Source organism: Arthrobacter oryzae (assembly GCF_037911235.1).
In the GTDB taxonomy this organism is placed as follows: Bacteria; Actinomycetota; Actinomycetes; order Actinomycetales; family Micrococcaceae; genus Arthrobacter; species Arthrobacter oryzae_E.
Genome location: NZ_JBBLYW010000067.1, coordinates 87,270 through 110,314 on the forward strand (window position 1 = coordinate 87,270; position 23,045 = coordinate 110,314).

Here is a 23,045-nt window from a genome sequence, read left to right on the forward strand (position 1 = left end):
GACATCGCGCTGGAGGGCGTCCCGCCGTGGCCAGCCATGGTCAGTTGCGCCGCCTGCGGGGGAGTGCGGAGACGCCCTCCGGCAGCGGAGGGAGCCCGGCGAAGGTGCAGACCATGTCCGACCACGCCTCCAGGTGGGTCCTGATATCCGGCCCCTCAGGCGTCCAGGACGCCCGCAGTTCGATGTCGATGGAACCCGGCCGGTCAGCGAGGGTCCCGAAGCTCTCGGACAGGATCCTGGTGGCTGTTCCGCCCGCGGCGCGGTACGGTGCCTTGTGGTTTTCCAGCGCCTCAACGAGCCAGGTCCACGCCACCGAGCCCAGCATTTCGTCGTTGCCCATCTCCGCCTCCAACTGGGCGCGGATATAGGTGACGATCCGGAACTCCCCGTCCCACACCGCCGAGCCGTCGGGGTCGTAGAGCAGGATGAACCGGCCCGTGGCGAGTTCCTCGGCGTCGTCGTCAACAGTTCCCGAGGCCCGGACCAGCGCGGCGGAAACGGGTCCGTGCACAGCGGCGGGGGCCGGTCCCGGGACCGGGCCGATGACCTCCGCGCCGAGGGCTACTGCGAAGGGCGCCAGCCGGGAGGGCGCGGGGATCTCGTCCAGGTGCAGCTCACTGCGGCACCGTGCTTTTCGAAGGGATCCCAAAGCGGCAAGGAACTCCGCGGGAACCTGGGCGAGTGCGTTCACATTCGCAGGTTACGCAAAGGATGGCGCCGATCCCGGCAGGCTCGCCGCCCCGTGCGCCCGCTCACCGTGCCGCCAGCTCCCGCTTGATGGCGGCGACGAACGAATCCACGTCTTCTTCGCTCGTGTCGAAGGAGCACATCCAGCGGACCTCCCTGGAGGCTTCGTCCCAGTCATAGAAGCGGAAGGATTCCCGCAGTCGGTCCGCAACACCTTCGGGCAGGATGGCGAACACTCCGTTGGATTCCGTCTTCTGGGTGGGCTCCACGCCGTCGATCCCCTCAACGGCTGCGCGCAACCGGGACGCCATCGCGTTGGCGTGCCTGGCCGACCGCAGCCACAGGTCGCCCTCGAGCAGGGCGATGAACTGCGCGGACATGAACCTCATCTTGGAAGCAAGTTGCATGTTCATTTTGCGGAGGTACACCAGGCCGTGCGCTGCCGCGGGGTTCAGTGCCACCACCACCTCGCCGAACAGGAGTCCGTTCTTGGTGCCGCCGAAGGAGAGGATGTCCACGCCGGCGTCGCGCGTAAATGCCCGGAGCGGCACGTCAAGGTGGGCTGCGGCGTTGGCCAGCCGGGCGCCGTCCATGTGGAGCTTCATGCCTTTGGCGTGGACGTGCTCGGCGATGGCGCGCACCTCGCCCGGGGTGTAGCACGTGCCCAGCTCGGTGGTCTGGGTGATGGACACGGCCAGCGGCTGGGCGCGGTGTTCGTCGCCCCAGCCCCACGCTTCCCTGTCGATCAGTTCCGGAGTGAGCTTGCCGTCGGTGGTGGGGACCTGGAGCAGTTTGATGCCGCCGATCCGCTCGGGGGCGCCGTTCTCATCCATGTTGATGTGTGCCGTTGAGGCACAGATCACTGCGCCCCAGCGGGGGAGCAGGGACTGCAGCGAAAGGACGTTGGCCCCGGTCCCGTTGAAAACGGGGAAGCATTCGATGCCGGGGCCGAAGTGCTCCTCCATGAGTACTTGCAGGCGCGCGGTGTAATCGTCTTCGCCATAGGACACCTGGTGGCCCTCGTTGGCCGCTGCCAGGGCGGCAAGGACTTCCGGGTGGACGCCTGAGTAGTTGTCGGAGGCAAACCCCCGGACGGCGGGGTCGTGGAGCCGGGCCGCGGTGGCGGCAGGGGCAGTTTCAACTGTGGTTGTCATCGCTTTGGTCACGCTTTCAGTCTAGGGATGTCCGCGATTAACGGGTAAGGAGCAGCCGCCGGCCGTTCAGTTCCGCTGCGGGGGCGGTGAAAAGTCCGACGGCGGCAGCCGCCAGGTCCTCAACGTCGGTGAAGCCGGGAAAGCTGCGGCCGGGAGACCGCTCGCGCATCCCGGCATCCACGAGGCCCTTCACCACGAAGATGACCGCCGCGCTGTGGGACCCCTGGCTGAAGCCCTCGGCAACTGCGAGGGTCCACGCTTCAGCGGCTGCCTTGGCCGCCACGTAACTTGCGCCGGCCGCTGTCGGGGTTCCGGCCGCGGTGGAGGTCACCATGGCGAAACGGCCGGTCTCCGACGCCGCGAGGTCGTCATAGAACACCCGCGTCACGTTCCTCAGAGTGGTGATGGCGCCCCGTTCCAGGAAGTCCCAGTCCTCGTCGCTCTGGTCCGTGATGCCTTTGGCGCCGCGCCAGCCACCCACCAGGTGGATGACTCCGTCGACCCTTCCGGCTGTGCCGGAAATGGCGGCGTGCAGCGCCCGGACACCGGCGAGGCTGGCGAGGTCGCAGACGAGCGGAGTGACGCCGTCGCCCGCTTCCGCCGCGGCGGCTTTGATCCGGGAACCGTCCGAGCCGACTGTGAATACCTTGTGACCCGCTTCGCGCAGCGCGCGGGCCGTGGCAATCCCGGACGGACTACTGCCGCCTGCGACCACTACGTTCAGTGGGCGTCCGGCGCTCATCCGGCGTTCAGGGCCGTCGTATTGACGGCGGTGCCGCCTGCCGAGAGGTCCGACGACCCGGTGATGCCGGCCGTGGACTCGATGACGGGACGCATCTTCTTCTCGAGGGCTTCATAGAACATGGACAGCGGGAATTCGTCGTCGAGCACCTGGTCGGTCAGGCCGCGCGGCGGTCCGGCGAGCGGCAGCGCGTCCGGACCCTTGGCCCAGACGGATGCCGGGTTGGGGGTGACGGTCCCGGAGATCAGCTGGTACGCGGCCAGCCAGTGGGCTGCCTTGGGCCGGTCGATCGAGCGCCAGTAGAGCTCCTCGATCCGGGCGCCGAGTTCAACCACGACGTCGGCAACTTCGTCCCAGTCAATGCTGAGCTTGCTGTCGGTCCAGTGCAGGACCCGGTGCTGGTGCATCCAGGCGAAGAGCAGCTGTCCGCCGAGGCCGTCGTAGTTGCGGACGCGGCTTCCGGTGATGGCGAAGCGGAAGATCCGGTCGAAGATGACGGCGTACTGGACCAGCTTGGCATGCCGGCGTGCCTGGGGGTCGGCCTCTTCGTCCTTTTCGATCTTCACGGATTCGCGGAAGGCCGTCAGGTCGCAGCGGAGTTCCTCCAGCGAATACAGGAAGAACGGCATGCGCTGTTTGATCATGAAGGGATCAAAGGGCAGGTCCCCGCGCATGTGGGTGCGGTCATGGATCAGGTCCCACATCACGAATGTTTCCTGCGTGAGTTCCTGGTTCTTCAGGAACTCCGCGGCTTCGGCGGGGAGCTCCAGGCGGGTGATCCCGGCCGCGGCTCCGAGGACCCGGCGGAAGCGGGCGGCTTCCCGGTCGGCGAAGATGGCACCCCACGTGAAGGTCGGCGTCTCACGGACCGCGACGGTTTCCGGGAACAGGACGGCTGAGTTGGTGTTGTAGCCGGGGGTGAAGTCGAGGAAGCGGATGGGCACGAAGAGCTTGTTGGAGTACTCGCCCTCCTCCAGGCCGGCAATGAACTCCGGCCAGATGACCTCGATCAGGACGGCCTCCACGAAGCGGTTGCTGCTGCCGTTCTGGGTGTACATGGGGAAGACCACCAGGTGCTGCAGTCCGTTGATGCGGTGCTGCTGCGGCTGGAACGCGAGCAGGGAGTCCAGGAAATCCGGAACGCCGAAGCCTCCGTCGGCCCACCGGCCGAAGTCGCTGACCAGGAGTTCGAGGTACCGGGCATCGTGCGGGAACGCCGGGGCGAGTGCTTCCACAGCCTCGCAGATGGCGCGGACATGCGCGGCGGCGGCGTCGTGGTCACTGGCAGCGGGTACGGAGCCGTCCTGGGCCTGGAGGGCCTGGATTGCCGTGGCGGCAGCCTTGAGCCGCAGCCACTCCGGGTGGTTGCCGGTGAGCTGGGCGGGTGCGGTGAGAGCGGTCGTAGTCATCGTCGGCGATCGCCTTTCTGGTTGCTTGGAGCTTCTACGGTGAGCGTAGCAAGCAATCAGATTTCCTAATGCAAAATAAGCCTGAGCATAAGAAAGACTTGTGCAAGTGGATCGGCCAAACCGCCCCAGCCATAGCTGGGGCGGGGCTGTGCAGCAGCTGCCAGGCGTTCGCCGGGTGGGAAGGGGAGGGGGACTATCCGGCGTCGTCCGCTGAAACCAGGGTCAGCGAGACGGAGTTGATACAGAAGCGCTGGTCCGTGGGGGTGCCATAGCCTTCGCCCTCAAACACATGGCCAAGGTGGGAATCGCAGCTTCCGCACCGGACCTCCACCCGGTCCATGCCCATGGTGCGGTCATGGATGTACCGGACGGTGCCGTCGGCCAGCGGCGCCCAGAATGACGGCCAGCCGCAGTGGGAATCAAACTTTTCCTTGCTGGTGAACAGTTCCGCACCACAGGCGCGGCACTTGTACACGCCCGCCGTGTGGGTATCCCAGTATTCGCCGGTGTACGGCCGCTCGGTCCCGGCCTGCCGGAGCACCCGGTACTCCGCGGGCGTCAGTTCCTGCCTCCATTGCTCGTCGGTCTTTTCGACCCGCGGGGTGGCGGCTTCCCCGGCATATCCGTCCTCCGGGGCCTGGACAGGCGTGACCTTGGGCTTGTTGCTAAAGAGGTTCATAGCATGATCAACGCTCAGGAGTCCCCGATAAATCCCGAGCCCGCGTACAGGTGCAGCACCGGAAGCCCCAACTGGTCCTGTGCCTTGTTGGCCCAGTCGGTATGGAACGTGTCGGCAATGGCGTGGGGGCGGGTAATGACCACCGCCTGGCCGGCGCCGAGTTCCTTGACCTTGGCCACGAGGCCCTGCACGGCGCCGCCGTCCACCACCTCGCCGGTGACTCCGCCGCCGATTCCGGCCAGCGCGTTGAGCGACACCGCAAGCGTTTCGGCGGCGGCGGCGCGCTCGGAGGCAGGGTCCGGAGCGTGGGACGTCAGTTCACGGAATGCCTTGGCGACGTCGAGGAGGGACAGGTTTTCGAGGAAGTCCACCAGCAGATGCCGTTCCGTGTTGGCCGGAACCAGCACAACGAGGGGCGCGTCACCCCCGTCCACCAGGCGTTCGATGTTAACGCGGTCGTCCGCACCCAGCGGCTCTTCTGTCAGAATGACGATTGGATCGCTCATGCCCCCAGCCTAGTCCCGGGCCGACTGTCCCGCACGGATTTCGTCCGGGACGGCACGCAGCAGTAAGAATGGACCCATGGCATTAATTCCGGGGCTGCGCCCGGCCACCACAACGAATCCGCACCGTGCCCTGGACGGGATCCAAGGCACCACAGACGCCGGCATGTCCTCCAGCGCCAAGTGGGCTGTCGGGGGCGTCATTGCCGGAGGGGCCGCCGCCGGCCTGCTGGGCGCAGGATCGTCAGCCCTCGCCCTCTATTTTGCCCGGCGGGTCATCACGCCGGTGCGGGTCCGGGACGAGAACCAGGAAGTACTGGCCGTGATCCGTTCCGCGGGCGGTCTCCAGGTCATCCTGGCCGCCACCGACGACGCCACTGTCGAAGGTACTTACGGGCTGTTCTTCGACGGCGGCCGGGGCCACGCGCGGATCGGCCGGATCATTTCCTACTCACCCGCGGAACGCACTGTCCTTCGTGAGGTGGAAGCCGTCTATTCGGGCGACCTCACCACGGCCCGCCGCGGCTACTGGAGCGGAGCCACCCATCCGGACGCGGCCTCCATCGGCCTGTCAGCCGAGGACGTGGACATTGAAGTTGAGGGCGGGGTCGCGCCGGCGTGGCTGGTACGGACTCCGGGGCGCTCTAAGATCTGGGCCATCATGGTCCACGGCCGCGGCGCGAGCCGGCAGGAATGCCTGCGGGCCCTGCGGCCGGCACAGGAGCTCGGAATGACCAGCCTGGTGATTTCCTACCGCAATGACGGGCTGGCACCCTCGGCGCCCGACGGACGCTACGGCCTCGGCTCCACTGAATGGCGCGACGTCGAAGCAGCCATTAGTTACGCCGTCGCCCACGGCGCCAAGGAAGTCGTGTTGTTCGGCTGGTCCATGGGCGGGGCGATCTGCCTGCAGACGGCGGATCTTTCACGGCACCACAACCTGATCCGCGCGATGGTGCTGGACGCGCCGGTCATCGACTGGGTGAACGTGCTGGCGCACCACGCCCAGCTCAACCGCATCCCGTCCGCCGTGGGACGCTACGGGCAGCTGATGATGGGACACCCTGTGGGCCGGCGCCTGACGGGGCTGGCGGCGCCCGTTGACCTGAAGTCAATGGACTGGGTCTCCCGGGCCGTTGAACTCAGGACTCCGACCCTGATCCTGCACAGCGTCGACGACGAATACGTGCCGTACGGGCCTTCGGCCAGCATCGCCGAGAAAAACCCCGAGGTGGTCACCTTCGAGACCTTCCAGGGGGCCCGGCACACCAAGGAGTGGAACGTCGACCCGGAGCGCTGGGAGGCGCTGGTCACCGCATGGCTGCGGCGGCAGCTTGCGCCGCGGTTCAAGCCGGGCGCCCGGTCCCGGAAACGCGCCGCCACCGGTCCTGCGGCTAACGCTCCGGAGTAGCCCTCGGGCCGGTCCCGATGCGGGCGGTGATGGCGCCGGTAAGCCGGACCAGGTGGCCCGGCGCCAGCTCGATGTCGAGGCCCCGCCTGCCGCCGGAGACCAGGATGCTTTCCTGGCCCAGAGCACTCTCATCCAGGACTGTGGGGGACGGCTGGCGCTGCCCCAGCGGTGATATTCCGCCGAGGACATACCCGGTCCTGCGCTGGGCCGCGGCGGGATCCGCCATGGCGGCCTTCTTGGCACCCAGCGCAGCCGCGATTGCTTTCAGGTCGAGGTTTCCGTGGACGGGGACAATCCCCACCGCGAGCCTGCCGTCGACATCCACCATGAGGGTCTTGAAGACCCTCGCCGGATCCACTCCCAATACTTCGGCGGCTTCCATGCCGAAGCTGGCAGCCGTGGGATCGTGGCTGTACGGATGCAACACAAAAGGAACGCCGGCCGCAGCGAGTGCTGCTGTGGCCGGCGTTCCCTGGGAAGCCTGCTTGCGCGCCATGGATTGCCCGGACCTTCGGGCCCTAGGCCTGCACTGCGGCGGAGGCGGCGACCTTGCGCTTGATGCGCCCCAGCATGGCAGTCATGCCCCGCATGCGCAGGGGAGTGATGGCCCGCGTGAGGCCCAGGAGTTCGGGCATGTCATCCGGGACGGCAAGAATCTCCGGTGCCGTCAGGCCGTCGAGACCCTCGTGCAGGACACCTGCGAATCCCCGGGTGGTGGGTGCTTCAGCCGGCGCCTTGAAGTAGAGCCGCACGCTGTCCGGCGAACCGGCGTCGTGCTTTTCCGTCTCGATGGTCAGGAACAGCGGCGACTGGCACTCGACGACCTGCTCAAGGAGTTCCGGGTGGTCCTTCAACCGGTCCGGAAGCTCGGGGAGCCCCTGGGAGAACTCCAGCAGCAGTTGCAGCCGCTCGGGTTCGGTCAGGGCCTGGAAGTCGTCAACTATTTCCGCCAGCGCGGTGGGAAGGGCTTGGGTATTCATCACGTCCAGTTTACGCCGGTACCGTGCCGCGCTCGGCGCCCTTGGTGATGGGCACGCGGACGGCGTTGCCCCACTCGGTCCAGGAACCGTCGTAGTTGCGCACGGTCTCGAAGCCCAGGAGGTACTTGAGGGCGAACCAGGTGTGGCTGGAACGCTCGCCGATGCGGCAGTAGGCCACCACGTCGTCGCCCTCGGTGAGACCGGCCTCGCCCAGGTAGAGGGCCTCGAGCTCTGCGCGGTTGCGGTAGGTGCCGTCGCCTGCCGCCGCGCGTGCCCAGGGGATCGAGGCAGCCGTCGGGATGTGGCCGCCGCGCAGGGCGCCTTCCTCAGGGTAGGCGGGCATGTGGGTGCGCTGGCCGGTGTATTCCTCGGGGGAGCGGACGTCGATCAGCGGCTTGCCGAAGTGCGCCAGCACGTCTTCCTTGAACGCACGGATGGGGGCATCGTTGCGCTCCACCTCCGGGTATTCGGCGGGGGACGGGACGGTGACGTCGGTGGTCAGCTTGTGGCCCTCGGCGATCCACTTGTCGCGGCCGCCGTCAAGCAGGCGGACGTCTTCGTGCCCGAAGAGGGTGAAGACCCACAGGGCGTACGCTGCCCACCAGTTGGACTTGTCGCCGTAGATGACCACGGTGGAGTCGCGGGAGATCCCCTTGGCTGCGGCGAGTGCCGCGAATGCCTTGCCGTCAACGTAGTCGCGGGTGACCTCGTCGTTCAGGTCGGTATGCCAGTCGATCTTGACGGCGCCCGGGATGTGGCCGGTTTCGTAGAGGAGGACATCTTCATCCGACTCCACCACCACGAGTTTGCCGTCGGCGAGGTCGCCGTTTTCAATGGCCTCTGCGAGCCATTCGGTGGAAACGAGGCGTTCCGGGTGCGCGTACGCTGCGAACTTTTCGTTCTCTTCAACTGGGTAGGACATGGGAATGGCCTTTCACTGAAACGGTCAAACTGAAACGGTCAGGGGCGCCTTGCCGCCGGGGGAGCATCGCTGCGGCCGGGCCAGTTCCAACACTAGCCACGCCGCGGCGGTAATGCGCCACTGCGTTCACAGGGGGAAATATGGGCTTGGTCACGTGCAATCACCGCGTTAATAGGCCGATGCCGCATTGCCGGTATCCTTTCTGGGGACACGAGACCAGCAGAACGGACCACCTTGGTACAGATCGAACAGCTCTCCGCGCGGACACCCTCGGTATCCGTGGATGAACTCCTCAAGGGTTTTTATCCCTCACCGCGCTTCGGTGGGGTGTCCTTTTCCAGCTACCGGCCCGATCCTTCACAGCCGAGTCAGTCGGGCGCGGTGACCGCGCTTGAATCGTTCGCGACCGGCGTGGGATCCAATGGAAGCTCCGGACTGTTCAAGAAGCTGTTTGCGAAGAAGGACGATTCGCGGGCCGGCATTTATCTGGACGGCGGCTTCGGCGTGGGAAAGACCCACCTGCTGGCCTCGCTGTGGCACGCGGCCCCCGGTCCCAAGGCGTTCGGCACCTTCGTCGAGTACACCAACCTGGTGGGTGCGCTCTCCTTCCGCAAGACCGTGGAGGCGCTGAGCAGCTACAAGCTCGTGTGCATAGACGAGTTCGAACTCGATGACCCGGGCGACACGGTGCTGATGTCCCGGCTGATGCGGGAACTGGCCGACGCAGGGGTCAAGCTGGCTGCCACCTCCAACACCCTCCCGGGTTCGCTGGGCGACGGGCGGTTCGCCGCCGTCGACTTCCAGCGTGAGATCCAGGTGCTGGCAGACCAGTTCGACGTGGTGAGGATCGACGGCGAGGATTTCCGCCACCGCGGACTCCCGGCAGCGCCGGCCCCGCTGAAGAATGACGAGCTGACGCACCACATGCAGGCGGAGTTCCACGGCAAAACGGTGGCCCGGGATGATTTCAAGACCCTCATCAACCACCTCGCAGGCGTCCACCCCAGCCGGTACCGGCAACTCCTGGCCGGCATCGAAGGCGTGGTGTGGCGTGATGTTGAAACCATCACCGAGCAGGCAGTGGCGCTCCGGTTCGTGGTGCTGGCAGACCGGCTGTATGACAAGGACGTGCCCATCCTCGCCAGCGGCGTTCCGTTCGACCAGCTCTTCACCGATGAAATGATGACGGGCGGCTACACCAAGAAGTACTACCGGGCGGTGTCCCGGCTGACGGCGCTCGCCCGCGAAGGGCAGAACCACGAGCCGTCGTAGTCTTTGAGCACCGCCCTTAAACGCCAAAGGTGCCGGCGCCGCCTCACGGCGGGACCGGCACCTCGCTGACGTTCCTGGGTTAGAGGCCCTGCTGCCGGGGTTCACCGGTTACAGGGGGCTCTCCGGCGACGGGAGGTTCTTCGACGGGTGCCGTTTTCGGCCTGTTGTCGACCTTGTCCACGAGGCCGGCTGCGCCTTTCTGGACGGTATCGATCTTTCCGGCGTACTTTCCGCCGGTCTTCGAGTCGATGAAATCACCGGCTTTGCCGATGCCGTCCTTGATGGCCTGTTCGTTGCCACCAACCAGTCGCTGAGCCTTGCCCTTTAGATCGTCAAGAATACCCACGGGCACCTCCCTTCTGTCGCGGAGCCAGATCGCTCCTCCGCTATCGATCCTAGCCCGAGTGCCTGGGCGTGCCAAGGGCACGCACCGGGAGTTGTCTAGGGTCCTGATGCCCTATTGCGGGTGAATGCACCGGATCGGGGCAACAAAAAAGCAGCTCCGGAGAGCTGCTTTGTGGTGGGCGATACTGGGATCGAACCAGTGACCTCTTCCGTGTCAGGGAAGCGCGCTACCGCTGCGCCAATCGCCCGGATCCGGGAACCATCCGGCGGGAACTGTCCGGCGTAGCCGGGATTGCGGGATTAAAGAAAAGAGAGCGGACGACGAGATTCGAACTCGCGACATCCACCTTGGCAAGGTGGTGCTCTACCAGCTGAGCTACGTCCGCACATGAAGCACGTACCGGCGGGACCGGCCGTTCAACAACAAGCAAGTTTCCTTGCTCTGGTGGGCGATACTGGGATCGAACCAGTGACCTCTTCCGTGTCAGGGAAGCGCGCTACCGCTGCGCCAATCGCCCAAATGTTCTCCGGGATGAACCGGATACCAAGGTTTTCACCGAGGTGGGTACGGGATTCGAACCCGTGTATACGGCTTTGCAGGCCGCTGCCTCGCCTCTCGGCCAACCCACCGTGTAAGCCAGGTTCCTGGGAACCTTTGCCATGACAGTGTCCTGCGAGCGGACGACGAGATTCGAACTCGCGACATCCACCTTGGCAAGGTGGTGCTCTACCAGCTGAGCTACGTCCGCATTATTGTCAGCATTTCCGTGCCGTATTCGGCATTTCCTCGCGTTCCAACGAGTAAGAACTCTATAGGAGGTTCCGGTAACTTACAAATCGGGGGGTCGTCACGGGCCCCCCATGGCCGTGCTTCCTTGAGATCTAGGGGAATTTTCTAATTACAGGGCTGTAATTCGGCGGTTCGTTTCGGTGCCGGGTCCTTCGATTTCCAAATGGCGCCAGGGTGGGCTAGCATTCAATGGCATTGGGGCGATTGGCGCAGTGGTAGCGCGCTTCGTTCACACCGAAGAGGTCACTGGTTCGAACCCAGTATCGCCCACCAATGAATGGCCCGTTCCGCTGACTCAGCGGGACGGGCCATTTCGCTTTTCCGGCCGTCTCAGCGCAGGCCGCAATCCTGTCAGCCCTTCATGAAAGAGTGTTTGCATGACTGATCCACTCCTTGCCCACGCCACGGAATACGGGCGGATGTATGCACGTTCAACATCCGAGTCATTTTCCGTTCCGTCCATCACCACGGTGATCGGCCAGCAGCCGCACGGCCTCGATGGCTGGTTCGGGTACATGGGGGCCAACAGCCTGGCCAGCGATCCGCTGCTCCCCGGAATCCTGGGAAGCCCTGCCAAGGTGCGGCAGGCGGTCAGCCGTGCAGCCAAAGCCGCGGAGGCGTACCGCGACGACGCCGCCAAGCGCGGCGACCGGGTGCACAGCTACTGCGAACAGGTTGCGCTCAGGGCACTCGGCCGCCCCCATCAGATGAAGGAAATGCGGGAGGCGCTGGCAGCCAACGGCGAGGAAGCCTTCGCGGCGCGCTTCGATGAGTGGTGGGAACTTTTTGGCGTGGAGCCCGTGGCTCCGGAAGTCACTGTCTGGAACAAGACAGTAGGCTACGCGGGCACCCTTGACCTTGTTGCCAGGATCAACGGCAGGACCTGCATCATCGACTACAAGACCAAGGGCACCACCCGGGACGGGACCGTCAAACCGCTGGACGACAAAGTGGTGATGCAGCTGGTGGCGGGGATGAAGGCCGAAGAAAGCCTGGTGGATCCCGTCGCGGGGGAGTGGGAGCCCTGGCAGCACGGGGAATCACCCATCCTGCTGGCGGTCGCCATCGGGCAGACAGAGGTCCGGCCGATGCGGGCCAACCCGGAGGTGCTCAAGCACCACTGGTGGAAGTTCTGCGCCCTCCGGCGGGTCTGGGAAATGTCAGCCGACACCGTCAGTGCAGGAACAGCGCTGCTCCCGGTGGCGCCGCCACCGATGCCTGCATCGTCGGGCTTTGCACCGGCGCCCGCACTTCAGGCTGTGCCCGGCAGGTAGCCGGCCAACTAAACTGGACTGGACCCCCGTCCCGCCTATTCCGTAGAGCTCACCGAAGGACAGATTGCACATGGCCATTTTGAATATCCGCATCATCGGCGACCCTGTGCTCCGCACAGTTGCCGATCCCGTGACGGAATTCGGGCCGGAACTCGCGAAACTCGTTGCAGACATGACCGAGACCATGGAGGATGTGGACGGCGCAGGCCTGGCCGCGCCCCAGGTCGGCGTCAGCAAGAGGGTCTTCACGTACCGCATCGGCGGAGTGGAAGGCCACATCATTAACCCCGTGCTCGAAAACAGCGAGGACTTCCAGCCCGATGAAGTGGAGGGCTGCCTTTCCATCCCGGGCCTTGGCTTCCCCGTCCGCCGGCGCCGGGCCACCCGGGTCACCGGCGTGGACCTGCACGGAAATCCCGTCACCGTGGACGGCGAGGGCATGCTGGCCCGCTGCTTCCAGCACGAAACAGACCACCTCGACGGCATTCTCTTCACCGACAGGCTCGACGGCGAAGACCGCAAGGCCGCCCTGCGTTCCATCCGCAACGCCAACTATGACGCCATCACCGAACGGACGACGTCGAAGCGGGCAAAGACTGTGGGGTCCAGTTTCGGGGGCGGCAGCTTCGGCGCCGGCAGCTTTGGCGCTGCCGAGTGAGGGTTCTCTTTGCCGGCACTCCCGCTGTCGCAGTGCCCTCCCTGGATGCATTGGTGCAGGCAGGCTTTGACGTCGTCGCAGTCCTGACCCGGCCGGACGCGCCGATCGGACGCAAACGCGTGCTCACGCCGTCGCCCGTTGCCGCCCGCGCCGCTGAACTGGGCATTGAGGTGATCCATGCCGCCAAGGTGGACGCGGACGTCACGGCGAGGATCGCGGCCGCCGCGCCGGATGCCGCGGCCATTGTGGCCTACGGGGGCCTCATTCCGCGCGCGGCGCTGGACATTCCCCGGCACGGCTGGATCAACCTGCATTTCTCCCTGCTGCCTGCCTGGCGCGGTGCCGCACCCGTGCAGCGCGCCGTCATCGCCGGCGACGACATCACCGGAGCCGTGACGTTCCTCCTCGAAGAAGGGCTGGATACCGGTCCTGTGTTCGGCACCCTCACCGAGGCAGTCCGTCCGGACGACACATCCGGTGAACTCCTGGAGCGCCTGTCGCACAGCGGCGCGGTGCTGCTCGCCCAGACACTCTCGGCAATCGAGGCAGGTCGCGCGGTCACTGTTCCGCAGTCGGGGGACGTCTCCCTGGCGCCCAAGCTGGGCATCGACGACGGCCGGATCAACTGGCACGAACCGGCCCTCGCCATCGGGCGACGGGCGCGCGGCGTCACACCCGAACCCGGCGCGTGGACCACACTGGACGGACAACGGGTGAAGCTCGAACCTGTTGTGCTCAGGACCGACGCCCCGGCACTGCCGCCGGGACAGGTCCTGCTCGACGGGAAGAAAGTGTTTGTGGGTACGGGATCCCACGCCGTTGAGCTGACGCGGATACAGCCCTCGGGCAAGAAGATGATGGCCGCCGCCGACTGGGCGCGCGGACAGGCAGCACTGGAAGGCGTGGTATTCGAATGAGTGAGTCCGGCACAAGCGGCAGGGGCCGCGGCAACAATCCCCAGCGAGGCAGTGGCAGCCAGCGGGACGCCCAGGGCCGGGAGCGTAACCGCGGCCCGAAGCGGAACTTCAGCGAGAACGCCCCTTCCCAGCGCACGCGGCGCGCCGATCCCGCCCGCCTGGTGGCTTTTGAGGTGCTGCGAGCGGTCGCATCGGAAGACGCCTACGCAAACCTGGTCCTGCCGGCCCGGATCCGCCACCACGGGCTGGACAAGCGGGACGCCGGGTTCGCCACCGAGCTGAGCTACGGGGCGCTGCGCGGCCAGGGGACCTATGACGCCGTTCTGGCCCGCTGCGTTGACCGGCCGCTGGACCAGCTGGATCCCGCCATCCTCGATGCCCTGCGGATCGGCGCCCACCAGCTGCTGGCCATGCGCGTACCCGCCCACGCGGCACTGGACCAGACCGTGGGACTTGCCCGGGCCGTCATTGGCGCCGGGCCGTCCGCCCTGATCAATGCGGTCCTGCGGAAAGTCTCCGCCCACACCCTTGAGGAGTGGCTGGAGCTGCTCCTCAGCGATGAGCACGACGAAACGCGCGTCGCCTCCATCCGCTACGCCCACCCCGAATGGATTGTCCGCGCCCTACGGCAGTCACTCGTGGCCCACGGCCGCCCGGTCACCGAAATCAACGAACTCCTCGAGGCGGACAACGCCGCACCCGTGGTCAACCTCGTGGCACTCCCCGGGCTGGGGACCCTGGACGACGCCCTGGAAAGCGGCGCCACCGCCGGTGAGCTCGTGGAAGGCTCGGCCCTCTCCAGCGGAGGAGACCTGGGCCGCCTGGCGTCAGTGCGTGAAGGCAGCACCAGGGTGCAGGATGTCGGCTCCCAACTGGTGGCCCGTGCCATGGCCGCTGTGGACCTCAACCGTGCGGTCCTGGCCGGCGCGGACCCGGGGGAGCGGGTCCCGGGGGAGCGGGACAACGCGGATGCGCAGTCCGCAGGCCGGGGCGGCGAGAAATGGCTGGACCTGTGCGCCGGACCGGGCGGCAAGGCTGCCCTGCTGGGCGCCCTTGCCCGCCAGCAGGGCGCCACCCTCCTGGCCAATGAACCCGCACCGCACCGCGCCAAGCTGGTGCGGCAGGCACTGTCCGCCGTCCCGCATGAGGTCTGGCATGTCCGGACCGGGGACGGCCGCGATGTAGGTACTGAGATGGCGGGGACCTTCGACCGCGTGCTCGTCGACGTCCCCTGCAGCGGACTCGGTGCACTGCGGCGCAGGCCGGAATCCAGGTGGCGGCGGACGCCCAAGGACCTTGCGGACCTCGGCCCGCTCCAGCGCGAACTGCTTAAGTCGGCGCTGGACGCTGTCCGGCCCGGCGGTGTGGTGGCTTATGTGACCTGCTCGCCGCACCCGGCCGAGACCACCGCCGTCGTCACTGATGCGCTGCGCAAGCGCGACGACCTCGAACTGCTCGACGCCGGCGCGGCCCTGGACAAAGTCAGCCTGCCCGGACACCTTGACGCCGGTCATGAACTGACGGCCCAGCTGTGGCCCCACGTCCACCGGACGGACGCCATGTTCCTGGCCCTCATCCACAAGAAACCCTGATCGCCCGGCCTTACGTGAAAGGAGCCCACATGGCTCAGTGCTGCATCAACCCCAGCATCCTCTCCGCAGACTTCGTCAATTTGGAGGCGGAGCTGCGCAGAATCAGCAACGCCGATGCCGTCCACGTTGACGTCATGGACAACCACTTTGTGCCGAACCTGACCCTCGGCCTGCCCGTGGTCCAGCGCATCCAGGCCGTGAGCCCGGTGCCGCTGGACGCGCACCTCATGATCGCCGACGCCGACCGCTGGGCCCCTGCCTACGCCGACGCGGGCCTCGCCTCCGTGACGTTCCATGTTGAAGCCTCGATCGCGCCCATCAAACTGGCACGGGAACTCCGCGCACGCGGGGCCAAAGCCGGAATGGCACTGCGCCCCGGCACCCCGGTGGAGCCCTACCTGGACATGTTGTCGGAACTGGACCTCCTGCTGATCATGACCGTGGAACCCGGCTTCGGCGGCCAGTCGTTCCTCGACCTGACGCTCCCCAAGATCAGGCGCGCCCGGGCAGCGATCGACGGTTCCGGCACCGGGGTGGCGCTCCAGGTGGACGGCGGCATCACCGAGGAGACCATTGTCCGGGCGGCAGAAGCGGGAGCCAACGTCTTTGTTGCCGGCTCCGCCGTCTATGGCGCGGAGGACCCGGCGACGGCGATCGACCGCCTCCGGGCAGCCGGGTCCCGCCCCGTTTCAGCCGGAACGGGCTCTGTTTCGGAATCATGACGGCGTCTGACGGGAATAGCAGGACCAACCAGTCAGTTGTGACAGAATAACAACACACACTACGTGCTCCGGGGTCGGTGTAAGTCCGAACCGGCGGTGACAGTCCGCGACCCGCGAGCCGGCACAGATCCTCTCCAGGAGCTGGTCCGGCGGACGGTTGAACCGGTGAAATTCCGGTACCGACAGTTAAAGTCTGGATGAGAGAAGCACGTACAGCTGTTACTGCACTGCCCCTTGGGCGGTGCGGTATTGCGCTGTCGTATACCCCCGGAGCCAACGCGGTTCTCGAGGGAAGGAACGACGAACGCTTTGACGCCGCAGACAACAGCCATGTTCAGTGCAGCCGAGATCGATGCCATGGAGGCAGCCCTCGATTCTGCACTCCTCGGCCCCCGCGGGGCAAACCCGCTGGTGGGCGCCGTCGTCGTCGGACCCGACGGCCGGCAACTGGTGACGGGGTACCACCGCGGCGCAGGGACGGCACACGCAGAAGCTGACGCCATCGCCCAGGCCGGCATGAAGGGCATCGATCTGGCCGGCTCCACCATGGTGGTCACGCTTGAACCATGCAACCACTGCGGACGGACCGGACCCTGTGCCCAGGCCATCATCGACGCCGGCATCACGTCAGTGGTGTACGCCGTGGATGATCCCCATGATCCCGCTGCCGGCGGAGCCGCGACGCTGCGGGCCGCAGGCGTCAGTGTACGTTCAGGGTTGGCCGCCCGCGCCGCATTCGAGCTGAACCGCCGCTGGTTTGAAGCCGTTCTCGGCCAGCGCCCCTTCGTCACCCTTCACATCGCCCAGACCCTGGACAGCCGCATCGCCGCGGCTGACGGCACCAGCCAGTGGATTTCCAGCCCGGAATCGCTCGCTGACAATCACGGGCTCCGCGGCCGGGTCGACGCCATCCTGGTGGGCACGCAAACGCTCCTGGTGGACAATCCGCGGCTCACCGCACGGGATTCGTCGGGCAAGGCGGCCGGCACCCAGCCGCTGCGGGCGGTCATGGGGCTCCGGGGAATTCCCGACGACGCCGCCATCCACGGGGACGACGGCCGTGTGCTGCACTTGGCCACCCGGGATCCGCACGAGGCGCTGGTACAGCTCTTCACGGCCGGTGTCCGCCACGTCATGGTGGAAGGCGGTTCCAGCATCCTGAGCGCCTTCCTCGCCGCCGGTCTTGTGGACGAGCTCATTGTCTATCTGGCGCCCACCCTGCTTGGCGCCGGGACGGCAGCCCTCGGCGACCTCGGCATCACGACCCTGGCCGATGCGCAGGCCTGGGACTGGGACCAGGCATCCGGGGGATCCGTGCAGACCCTCGGCCGGGACCTGAGGCTCCACCTCTTCCCGGGGCATGCCGATGCGGCCCTTCCCGAACTCTTTTCATCCCTCACCAGCTCACCCGAATCCTTACCGCACCGCACCGGCGCGGGCACCGCCACAGGAGGCAACTGATGTTTACCGGAATTATTGCCGAACAGGGCAAGGTCCTGTCCGTCGAACGCAATGGCGACGTCAGTGCCACGGTCCGACTCCATGCACCCGGCAGTACCGAGGGGCTGGCCCTGGGCGGCTCTGTGGCCGTCAACGGCGTATGCCTGACCGCCACCGCCATTGACGGCAAGGACTTCAGCGTCGACGTCATGGGCGAGACGCTGGTCCGCAGCACCATCGGCGAGCTCGACGCGGGCGACACCGTGAACCTGGAACGCTGCGTTCCTGCCGGCGGACGCCTGGACGGGCATGTTGTCCAGGGGCACGTGGACGGCGTGGGGGAACTCCTCGAGCGCGAGGCGCTGGGCAACTGGGACCGCCTGCGGTTCGGAGTGCCACTCCGGCTCGCCCGCTACATCGCTGAAAAGGGCTCCATCGCCGTCGACGGCGTCTCCCTCACTGTCACGGCAGTCAGCGACTCCTCAGAAGCGGCCCCGTGGTTCGAAGTGGGCCTTATCCCCACGACGCTGGCCGAAACCGGCCTGGGTGCCAAGAACCTCGGCAGCCGGGTGAACCTTGAAGTTGATGTGCTGGCCAAGTACACCGAACGCCTGCTCGCCTTTGCCGGCGGCGCCTCCACCGCCGAAGGCGCCGGCAGTGTCGCAGCCGGAACGGGGGAATCCAAGTGAGTCAGGTCAAGAACACGCCCGCGCTGCGGGTGGCTGCAGACCGGGTCCTGGACCCGATCGAAGACGCCGTCCGGGCCATGGCTGCCGGCCGTCCCGTCCTGGTAGTGGACAACGAGGACCGTGAAAACGAAGGCGACATCATTTTCGCCGCCCAGCACGCCACCCCCGAGCTGATGGGCTGGACCGTCCGTTACAGCTCCGGCGTGATTTGTGTGCCGCTCGACGGGGACCGGGCGGACGCCCTGCTGCTGCCGCCGATGGTACAGGTCAACGAAGACGCCAAGGGCACCGCCTACACGGTCTCCTGCGATGCGGCAGTCGGCGTCAGTACGGGGATTTCCGCGACGGACCGGGCCCTCACCGCCCGGGTGCTGGCTGATCCGGCAAGCCGCCCGGAATCGATCACCCGTCCCGGGCATGTTTTTCCGCTGCGGGCCGTTAACGGTGGAGTGCGTGAACGTCCGGGCCACACCGAAGCGGCCGTGGACCTGTGCCGGCTTGCCGGACTGGAACCCGTGGGCGTGATCGCCGAGGTGGTGTACGACAACGGAGAGATGATGCGCCTGGACGGACTTCGCGGCTTCGCTGCCGAACATGGATGCCCGCTGATCTCGATCGAGGATCTGGTGGCATACCTGGACGCAGCACGGCCCGGTGGACAGGCGCCGGTCCCGGCGGGGAATGAGGAGATGTGATGACGGCTTCAAAGGCACAAAAAGACATGACGGCCGGACCCCGGCCGCACCCGGTCAGCGGCGGACCCGTCGTACAGCTGCCCAGTGAATTCGGGACTTTTGTGGCCCAGGCCTGGACCGACCTGGTGACGGGTGCCGAGCACCTCGCGGTCAGCTCCCCGATTCCCCCCGTGGACGGCCAGGCTCCGCTGGTGCGGCTGCACTCGGAGTGCCTGACAGGCGACGTTTTCGGGTCTTATCGGTGCGACTGCGGCGAACAGCTGGCCTACGCCCTGGAAAAGATCAGCGAGGAAGGCGGCACGCTGCTGTACCTGCGCGGACAGGAGGGCCGCGGCATTGGCCTGGCCAACAAGATCAAGGCCTACGCCCTGCAGGAAGCCGGCTTCGACACCGTCGAAGCCAACGAGCAGCTAGGCCTTCCCGTGGATGCCCGCTGCTACAACGCCGCCGCGCAGATCCTGGCCGAGCTCGGACTGCACGAAGTACGCCTGCTGAGCAACAATCCGGACAAGCAGAACCGGCTGGCGGAGGCCGGCGTCACGGTCGTCGAAATGGTTCCCACCGAAGTTCCCTCGCGCGAACAGAACATCCGTTACCTGCAGACCAAGAAGGACCGGATGGACCACCGGCTCACCCTGGACCTCCAGGGCGGGGAACCGGTGACGGCACTGCCGGCCGCCGGCCAGGGCCCCTTCCAGCACGAACAAGACTGACCCCCAACAGGAACGAACCAGGAGACTTTTAGATGAGTGGACACGGCGCACCGGAGATTGACCTCACAACCCTCAACCCGGCGGAGACGTCGCAGCTGAAGCTGGCCATTGTGGCCGCCAGCTGGCACACCCAGATCATGGACGGGCTCCTGGACGGAGCCCTCCGCGCCGCGAAGGACGCCGGCATCAGCGAACCGACCGTACTCCGGGTGCCGGGCAGCTTCGAGCTCCCCGTGGCGGCCGCCCGGCTAGCCAAGCACTTCGATGCCGTGGTGGCGCTCGGCGTCGTGATCCGCGGCGGGACGCCGCACTTCGACTACGTCTGCGAGGCGGCCACCATGGGACTGACGGACGTCAGCGTCAACACGGGCGTTCCCGTCGGCTTCGGCGTGCTCACGTGCGACACCGAGCAGCAGGGACTGGACCGAGCGGGCCTGCCCGGCTCCAAGGAGGACAAGGGCCACGAGGCCGTCACGGCTGCGCTGGCCACCGCGGTGACCCTGAAGCAGTACCGGTAGCCCGTCCCTTGCTTGCTCCGGTGCCGTGTTTGCTGTGTATTGCCTCACATCGGCGCCGTCATGGAACTGCCCGACAGGCGGGGTCAGGCCCGGAGCAAGTAGGCTGGAGGGCGTGAAGAATTTCGAGACGCTGTTCGCAGAACTGAGTGAGAAGGCAGCCACCCGTCCGGCCGGCTCCCGCACCGTCGCAGAATTGGAGTCCGGAGTCCACGGCATCGGCAAGAAGGTCGTGGAGGAAGCCGCCGAAGTGTGGATGGCCGCCGAATACGAATCCGATGAGGCCGCAGCCGAGGAAATCTCCCAGCTCCTGTACCACCTGCAGGTTCTGATGCTCGCCAAAGGCCTGACCCTGAAAGACGTCTACAAGCATCTGTAGCCATGCTGAGCGTGGCCGATTGCCTGTAACCAAGACTTCCTAACCCAGAAAGACCCCTCATGCTGCGAGTTGCCGTCCCCAACAAGGGATCCCTGTCCGAAGCGGCTTCGGCCATGCTGTCCGAAGCCGGCTACCGCCAGCGCCGCGATACCCGCGAACTGGTCATGGTGGACCCGGACAACGACATTGAATTCTTCTTCCTCCGCCCGCGCGACATCGCCGTTTACGTCGGCCGGGGAACGCTCGACGTCGGCATCACCGGCCGCGACCTGCTCCTCGACGCCGAGGTGGAGGCCGAGGAACTCCTGCCGCTGGGCTTTGCTGCCTCGACGTTCCGTTTCGCCGGGCCGGTGGGTGACTTTACCAAAGTGGAAGAGCTCGAAGGCAAGCGCCTTGCCACCAGCTATGACGGCCTCCTGCGGGGCTACTTGGCCGAACGCGGCATCAACGCCAAGGTGGTCCGCCTGGACGGCGCCGTTGAATCGTCGGTGCGGCTCGGCGTCGCGGACGCGATTGCCGACGTCGTCGAAACCGGGAACACGCTCAAGGCGGCCGGGATGGAAATCTTCGGCGAGCCGATCCTGAAGTCGGAAGCGGTGCTGATCCGCCGTGTTGGCCAGGAAGGCGCTGCGAACGGCACGGCCAAGGAAATCGAGGTCCTGATCCGCCGCCTGCAGGGCGTCCTCGTTGCCCGGCAGTACGTCCTGATGGACTATGACATCCGCAAGGAACTGGTGGAGCAGGCCGCGGCGCTGACGCCCGGCCTGGAATCACCCACGGTCTCGCCGCTGCGCGACTCGGAGTGGGTTGCCGTCCGGTCGATGGTGCCCAAGAGGGAAACCAACCGGATCATGGACGAGTTGTACGATCTGGGCGCCCGCGCCATCCTGGTCAGCAGCATCCACGCCTGCCGGATCTGACCCGGGCCCGTATGAGCGCGGCCCGCGTCAGCGGACCCCGCCGAATCTCCCACCAGCGAATCCTCAGGAGAAATCATGGCTGTAGCAGTGCGCGTCATTCCGTGCCTGGACGTTGACGCCGGCCGCGTGGTCAAGGGCATCAACTTCGAAGGCCTCCGGGACGCCGGAGACCCCGTGGAACTGGCGCACCGCTACGACAACGGCGGGGCAGACGAACTGACCTTCCTGGATGTGACGGCGTCCTCGGGCAACCGGGAGACCACCTTCGACGTGGTCCGCCGCACCGCCGAGGAAGTCTTCATTCCGCTCACCGTCGGCGGCGGCGTGCGCGGCGTGGCCGAGGTGGACAAGCTGCTGCGTTACGGGGCGGATAAGGCTTCCATCAACACGGCGGCCGTGGCCCGGCCCGACGTCATCGACGAAATCACCCGGCACTTCGGTTCCCAGGTCCTGGTACTGTCCGTTGATGCCCGGCGCACCCGGCCCGGTTCCGAGCCCACGGCCTCAGGTTTTGAAGTCACCACGCACGGCGGCCGGCAGGGGACCGGGATTGACGCCATCGAGTGGGCACGCGAAGCCGCGGACCGCGGCGTCGGCGAGATTCTTCTCAACTCCATTGATGCCGACGGTACCAAGGACGGTTTCGACATCGAACTGATCCGCCTGGTCCGCGCCGCCGTCAAGGTGCCCATCATCGCCTCCGGCGGGGCCGGCAGGCCAGAACACTTTCCGCCCGCCGTCGCGGCCGGGGCGGATGCCGTCCTGGCGGCGTCGATCTTCCACTTTGGACCGCTGGACATGATTTCGCAGGTCAAGACGGCGATCCGTGAGGCGGGCTTCGAAGTCCGCTAAGCGGAGCTCCCGACCGGCCTGCGGCTGGTCTAGAGCCCGACTTCGGCTGACTGGAGGAGGGCGACGGCGTCCGGCTGGCCTTCGAAGGTCACCAGCGCATGGCGGGTACGCCCGTGGGCGTGCATCAGCAGTTCGCCGGGTTCGCCCACGATGGCCACCGATACGGGCGCTCGTTTGGCGACATGGCGCGGACCGGAGGGGCGCACCAGCACGATTCCCAGGTCCACTCCCCGGTACAGGATGGCCGCACGCTTGATGAGTTCGTCCCAGAGGGCGTCGGAGTATTCCTCATCCAGGGCGCGCGGTGCCCAGCGGTCGACGGCACGGCGGACGTCCTCGGTGTGCACGAAGTACTCGATGAGGTTGGAACTCTCGGCCAGGGCCTTGATCCTCAGCGGCGATAGCGCCGGGGGACCGCCGCGGAAGGTATTCACCAGCCGGGCGTAGTCCTCGGGAGTCTTGAGTTTGGCGGCCAGCTTTGCGGTGGCTTCGTCAGAGGCCTTCGCCAGGCTCTTGATGATCAGGCCAAGCCCCACACCGGCCTTGCGTTCGCGCAGGTAGAGGTGCGCGGCGAGGTCGCGCGTGTGCCAGCCCCTGCAGAGCGTGGGGGAGTCAGGACCGGCCGCCAGCAGGGTTTCGGCCAGGACTTCTCGGGACGGATCGACGAAATGCATCACTTGTGAAACTAGCACGAGAGGCCGCGAGTTGCGCAGTGGAAGCACCGCGAATTTGACCCCTGATCGTCACACTGCGGTGAGGCACTAGACTTGGTCTGATGTCTGAGC

General features: G+C 66.5%; 26 protein-coding genes, 6 tRNA genes and 1 riboswitch. Of the genes, 16 read left to right on the forward strand and 16 right to left on the reverse strand.

Annotated elements, in window-relative coordinates:
• Positions 1-40 precede the first annotated feature (40 nt).
• From WMN78_RS19715 to WMN78_RS19740, 6 genes are all read right to left on the reverse strand, one after another.
• Positions 41-691 carry a DUF3000 domain-containing protein gene (locus tag WMN78_RS19715; RefSeq protein WP_340535455.1) on the reverse strand — a complete coding sequence of 217 codons (651 nt, stop codon included), beginning with the start codon at positions 689-691 and terminating at the stop codon, positions 41-43.
• Between the two features lie 61 nt (positions 692-752).
• The gene (locus WMN78_RS19720) at positions 753-1,841 is read right to left on the reverse strand and encodes a low specificity L-threonine aldolase (RefSeq protein ID WP_340535478.1); all 1,089 of its coding nucleotides are present in this window, start codon (positions 1,839-1,841) and stop codon (positions 753-755) included.
• 37 nt (positions 1,842-1,878) lie between these two features.
• Positions 1,879-2,583 (reverse strand): SDR family oxidoreductase, encoded by a 705-nt coding sequence (locus WMN78_RS19725; RefSeq protein ID WP_340535456.1) that lies wholly within the window; start codon positions 2,581-2,583, stop codon positions 1,879-1,881.
• A complete protein-coding gene (locus WMN78_RS19730) occupies positions 2,580-3,992 on the reverse strand; it encodes a DUF6421 family protein (RefSeq protein WP_340535457.1) in 1,413 nt (470 codons plus the stop codon). Before WMN78_RS19730 ends, WMN78_RS19725 begins: the two co-directional genes overlap by 4 nt.
• A gap of 193 nt (positions 3,993-4,185) precedes the next feature.
• Positions 4,186-4,671, reverse strand: coding sequence for a peptide-methionine (R)-S-oxide reductase MsrB (msrB, locus tag WMN78_RS19735; RefSeq protein WP_340535458.1), 486 nt, complete (start codon positions 4,669-4,671; stop codon positions 4,186-4,188).
• A gap of 14 nt (positions 4,672-4,685) precedes the next feature.
• Positions 4,686-5,177 carry a hypothetical protein gene (locus WMN78_RS19740; RefSeq protein WP_305940590.1) on the reverse strand — a complete coding sequence of 164 codons (492 nt, stop codon included), beginning with the start codon at positions 5,175-5,177 and terminating at the stop codon, positions 4,686-4,688.
• Positions 5,178-5,253: 76 nt separating this feature from the next.
• On the opposite strand from WMN78_RS19740, the gene WMN78_RS19745 reads away from it, so the two are divergent.
• Entirely contained in the window at positions 5,254-6,585 is a 1,332-nt protein-coding gene (locus WMN78_RS19745) for an alpha/beta hydrolase family protein (RefSeq protein ID WP_425341183.1), read from the forward strand.
• On the opposite strand, the gene ybaK is transcribed toward WMN78_RS19745, so the two are convergent.
• Genes ybaK through WMN78_RS19760 form a run of 3 tightly spaced genes read right to left on the reverse strand, consistent with a single transcriptional unit; the run spans position 6,569 to position 8,487 of the window.
• Entirely contained in the window at positions 6,569-7,081 is a 513-nt protein-coding gene (ybaK, locus tag WMN78_RS19750; RefSeq protein WP_340535459.1) for a Cys-tRNA(Pro) deacylase, read from the reverse strand. The two genes, WMN78_RS19745 and ybaK, sit on opposite strands and share 17 nt — an antisense overlap.
• Positions 7,082-7,103: 22 nt before the next feature.
• Positions 7,104-7,565: a SufE family protein gene (locus WMN78_RS19755; RefSeq protein WP_340535460.1), complete on the reverse strand. Its 462-nt coding sequence runs from the start codon at positions 7,563-7,565 to the stop codon at positions 7,104-7,106.
• 10 nt (positions 7,566-7,575) lie between these two features.
• Positions 7,576-8,487: a sulfurtransferase gene (locus tag WMN78_RS19760; protein ID WP_340535461.1), complete on the reverse strand. Its 912-nt coding sequence runs from the start codon at positions 8,485-8,487 to the stop codon at positions 7,576-7,578.
• A 234-nt stretch (positions 8,488-8,721) separates the two neighbouring features.
• Here WMN78_RS19760 and zapE point away from each other — a divergent pair, with 234 nt between their 5' ends.
• On the forward strand, positions 8,722-9,759 hold the full coding sequence (gene zapE, locus WMN78_RS19765) for a cell division protein ZapE (RefSeq protein WP_340535462.1): 1,038 nt from the start codon (positions 8,722-8,724) through the stop codon (positions 9,757-9,759).
• A 79-nt stretch (positions 9,760-9,838) separates the two neighbouring features.
• On the opposite strand, the gene WMN78_RS19770 is transcribed toward zapE, so the two are convergent.
• From WMN78_RS19770 to WMN78_RS19795, 6 genes are all read right to left on the reverse strand, one after another.
• Positions 9,839-10,105: an antitoxin gene (locus WMN78_RS19770; RefSeq protein WP_340535463.1), complete on the reverse strand. Its 267-nt coding sequence runs from the start codon at positions 10,103-10,105 to the stop codon at positions 9,839-9,841.
• 172 nt (positions 10,106-10,277) lie between these two features.
• A tRNA-Val gene (locus WMN78_RS19775) sits at positions 10,278-10,352 on the reverse strand.
• Positions 10,353-10,417: 65 nt separating this feature from the next.
• Positions 10,418-10,490 (reverse strand) — tRNA-Gly (locus WMN78_RS19780).
• Between the two features lie 57 nt (positions 10,491-10,547).
• Positions 10,548-10,622, reverse strand: a tRNA-Val gene (locus WMN78_RS19785).
• Between the two features lie 41 nt (positions 10,623-10,663).
• Positions 10,664-10,734, reverse strand: a tRNA-Cys gene (locus WMN78_RS19790).
• A 46-nt stretch (positions 10,735-10,780) separates the two neighbouring features.
• Positions 10,781-10,853 (reverse strand) — tRNA-Gly (locus tag WMN78_RS19795).
• 239 nt (positions 10,854-11,092) lie between these two features.
• On the opposite strand from WMN78_RS19795, the gene WMN78_RS19800 reads away from it, so the two are divergent.
• The 14 genes from WMN78_RS19800 (at position 11,093) to hisF (ending at position 22,260) form a co-directional block, all read left to right on the forward strand.
• Positions 11,093-11,167, forward strand: a tRNA-Val gene (locus WMN78_RS19800).
• Between the two features lie 104 nt (positions 11,168-11,271).
• The gene (locus WMN78_RS19805; protein ID WP_340535464.1) at positions 11,272-12,168 is read left to right on the forward strand and encodes a PD-(D/E)XK nuclease family protein; all 897 of its coding nucleotides are present in this window, start codon (positions 11,272-11,274) and stop codon (positions 12,166-12,168) included.
• 70 nt (positions 12,169-12,238) lie between these two features.
• Complete coding sequence (def, locus tag WMN78_RS19810) at positions 12,239-12,826, forward strand: peptide deformylase (protein ID WP_340535465.1); 588 nt, start codon at positions 12,239-12,241, stop codon at positions 12,824-12,826.
• Positions 12,823-13,743: a methionyl-tRNA formyltransferase gene (gene fmt, locus WMN78_RS19815; protein ID WP_340535466.1), complete on the forward strand. Its 921-nt coding sequence runs from the start codon at positions 12,823-12,825 to the stop codon at positions 13,741-13,743. The genes def and fmt overlap by 4 nt, the downstream gene beginning before the upstream one ends.
• On the forward strand, positions 13,740-15,335 hold the full coding sequence (locus tag WMN78_RS19820) for an RsmB/NOP family class I SAM-dependent RNA methyltransferase (RefSeq protein ID WP_340535467.1): 1,596 nt from the start codon (positions 13,740-13,742) through the stop codon (positions 15,333-15,335). The genes fmt and WMN78_RS19820 overlap by 4 nt, the downstream gene beginning before the upstream one ends.
• A gap of 29 nt (positions 15,336-15,364) precedes the next feature.
• Positions 15,365-16,057 carry a ribulose-phosphate 3-epimerase gene (gene rpe, locus WMN78_RS19825; RefSeq protein WP_340535468.1) on the forward strand — a complete coding sequence of 231 codons (693 nt, stop codon included), beginning with the start codon at positions 15,365-15,367 and terminating at the stop codon, positions 16,055-16,057.
• Positions 16,058-16,117: 60 nt separating this feature from the next.
• A riboswitch (FMN riboswitch) is annotated at positions 16,118-16,270 on the forward strand.
• A gap of 117 nt (positions 16,271-16,387) precedes the next feature.
• Complete coding sequence (ribD, locus tag WMN78_RS19830; RefSeq protein ID WP_340535480.1) at positions 16,388-17,518, forward strand: bifunctional diaminohydroxyphosphoribosylaminopyrimidine deaminase/5-amino-6-(5-phosphoribosylamino)uracil reductase RibD; 1,131 nt, start codon at positions 16,388-16,390, stop codon at positions 17,516-17,518.
• Positions 17,518-18,186 (forward strand): riboflavin synthase, encoded by a 669-nt coding sequence (locus WMN78_RS19835; protein ID WP_340535469.1) that lies wholly within the window; start codon positions 17,518-17,520, stop codon positions 18,184-18,186. Before ribD ends, WMN78_RS19835 begins: the two co-directional genes overlap by 1 nt.
• Positions 18,183-18,881 (forward strand): 3,4-dihydroxy-2-butanone-4-phosphate synthase, encoded by a 699-nt coding sequence (gene ribB, locus WMN78_RS19840; RefSeq protein WP_340535470.1) that lies wholly within the window; start codon positions 18,183-18,185, stop codon positions 18,879-18,881. The genes WMN78_RS19835 and ribB overlap by 4 nt, the downstream gene beginning before the upstream one ends.
• Positions 18,881-19,594 carry a GTP cyclohydrolase II gene (ribA, locus tag WMN78_RS19845; protein WP_340535471.1) on the forward strand — a complete coding sequence of 238 codons (714 nt, stop codon included), beginning with the start codon at positions 18,881-18,883 and terminating at the stop codon, positions 19,592-19,594. Before ribB ends, ribA begins: the two co-directional genes overlap by 1 nt.
• A 32-nt stretch (positions 19,595-19,626) precedes the next feature.
• On the forward strand, positions 19,627-20,112 hold the full coding sequence (ribH, locus tag WMN78_RS19850) for a 6,7-dimethyl-8-ribityllumazine synthase (protein ID WP_340535472.1): 486 nt from the start codon (positions 19,627-19,629) through the stop codon (positions 20,110-20,112).
• 112 nt (positions 20,113-20,224) lie between these two features.
• Positions 20,225-20,488 carry a phosphoribosyl-ATP diphosphatase gene (locus WMN78_RS19855; RefSeq protein ID WP_340535473.1) on the forward strand — a complete coding sequence of 88 codons (264 nt, stop codon included), beginning with the start codon at positions 20,225-20,227 and terminating at the stop codon, positions 20,486-20,488.
• A 59-nt stretch (positions 20,489-20,547) separates the two neighbouring features.
• Positions 20,548-21,408, forward strand: coding sequence for an ATP phosphoribosyltransferase (gene hisG, locus WMN78_RS19860; protein WP_317781983.1), 861 nt, complete (start codon positions 20,548-20,550; stop codon positions 21,406-21,408).
• Between the two features lie 75 nt (positions 21,409-21,483).
• Entirely contained in the window at positions 21,484-22,260 is a 777-nt protein-coding gene (gene hisF / locus WMN78_RS19865) for an imidazole glycerol phosphate synthase subunit HisF (RefSeq protein WP_340535474.1), read from the forward strand.
• Between the two features lie 29 nt (positions 22,261-22,289).
• Here hisF and WMN78_RS19870 read toward each other — a convergent pair whose 3' ends face one another.
• Positions 22,290-22,934: a TIGR03085 family metal-binding protein gene (locus WMN78_RS19870; protein ID WP_340535475.1), complete on the reverse strand. Its 645-nt coding sequence runs from the start codon at positions 22,932-22,934 to the stop codon at positions 22,290-22,292.
• Positions 22,935-23,045 lie beyond the last annotated feature (111 nt).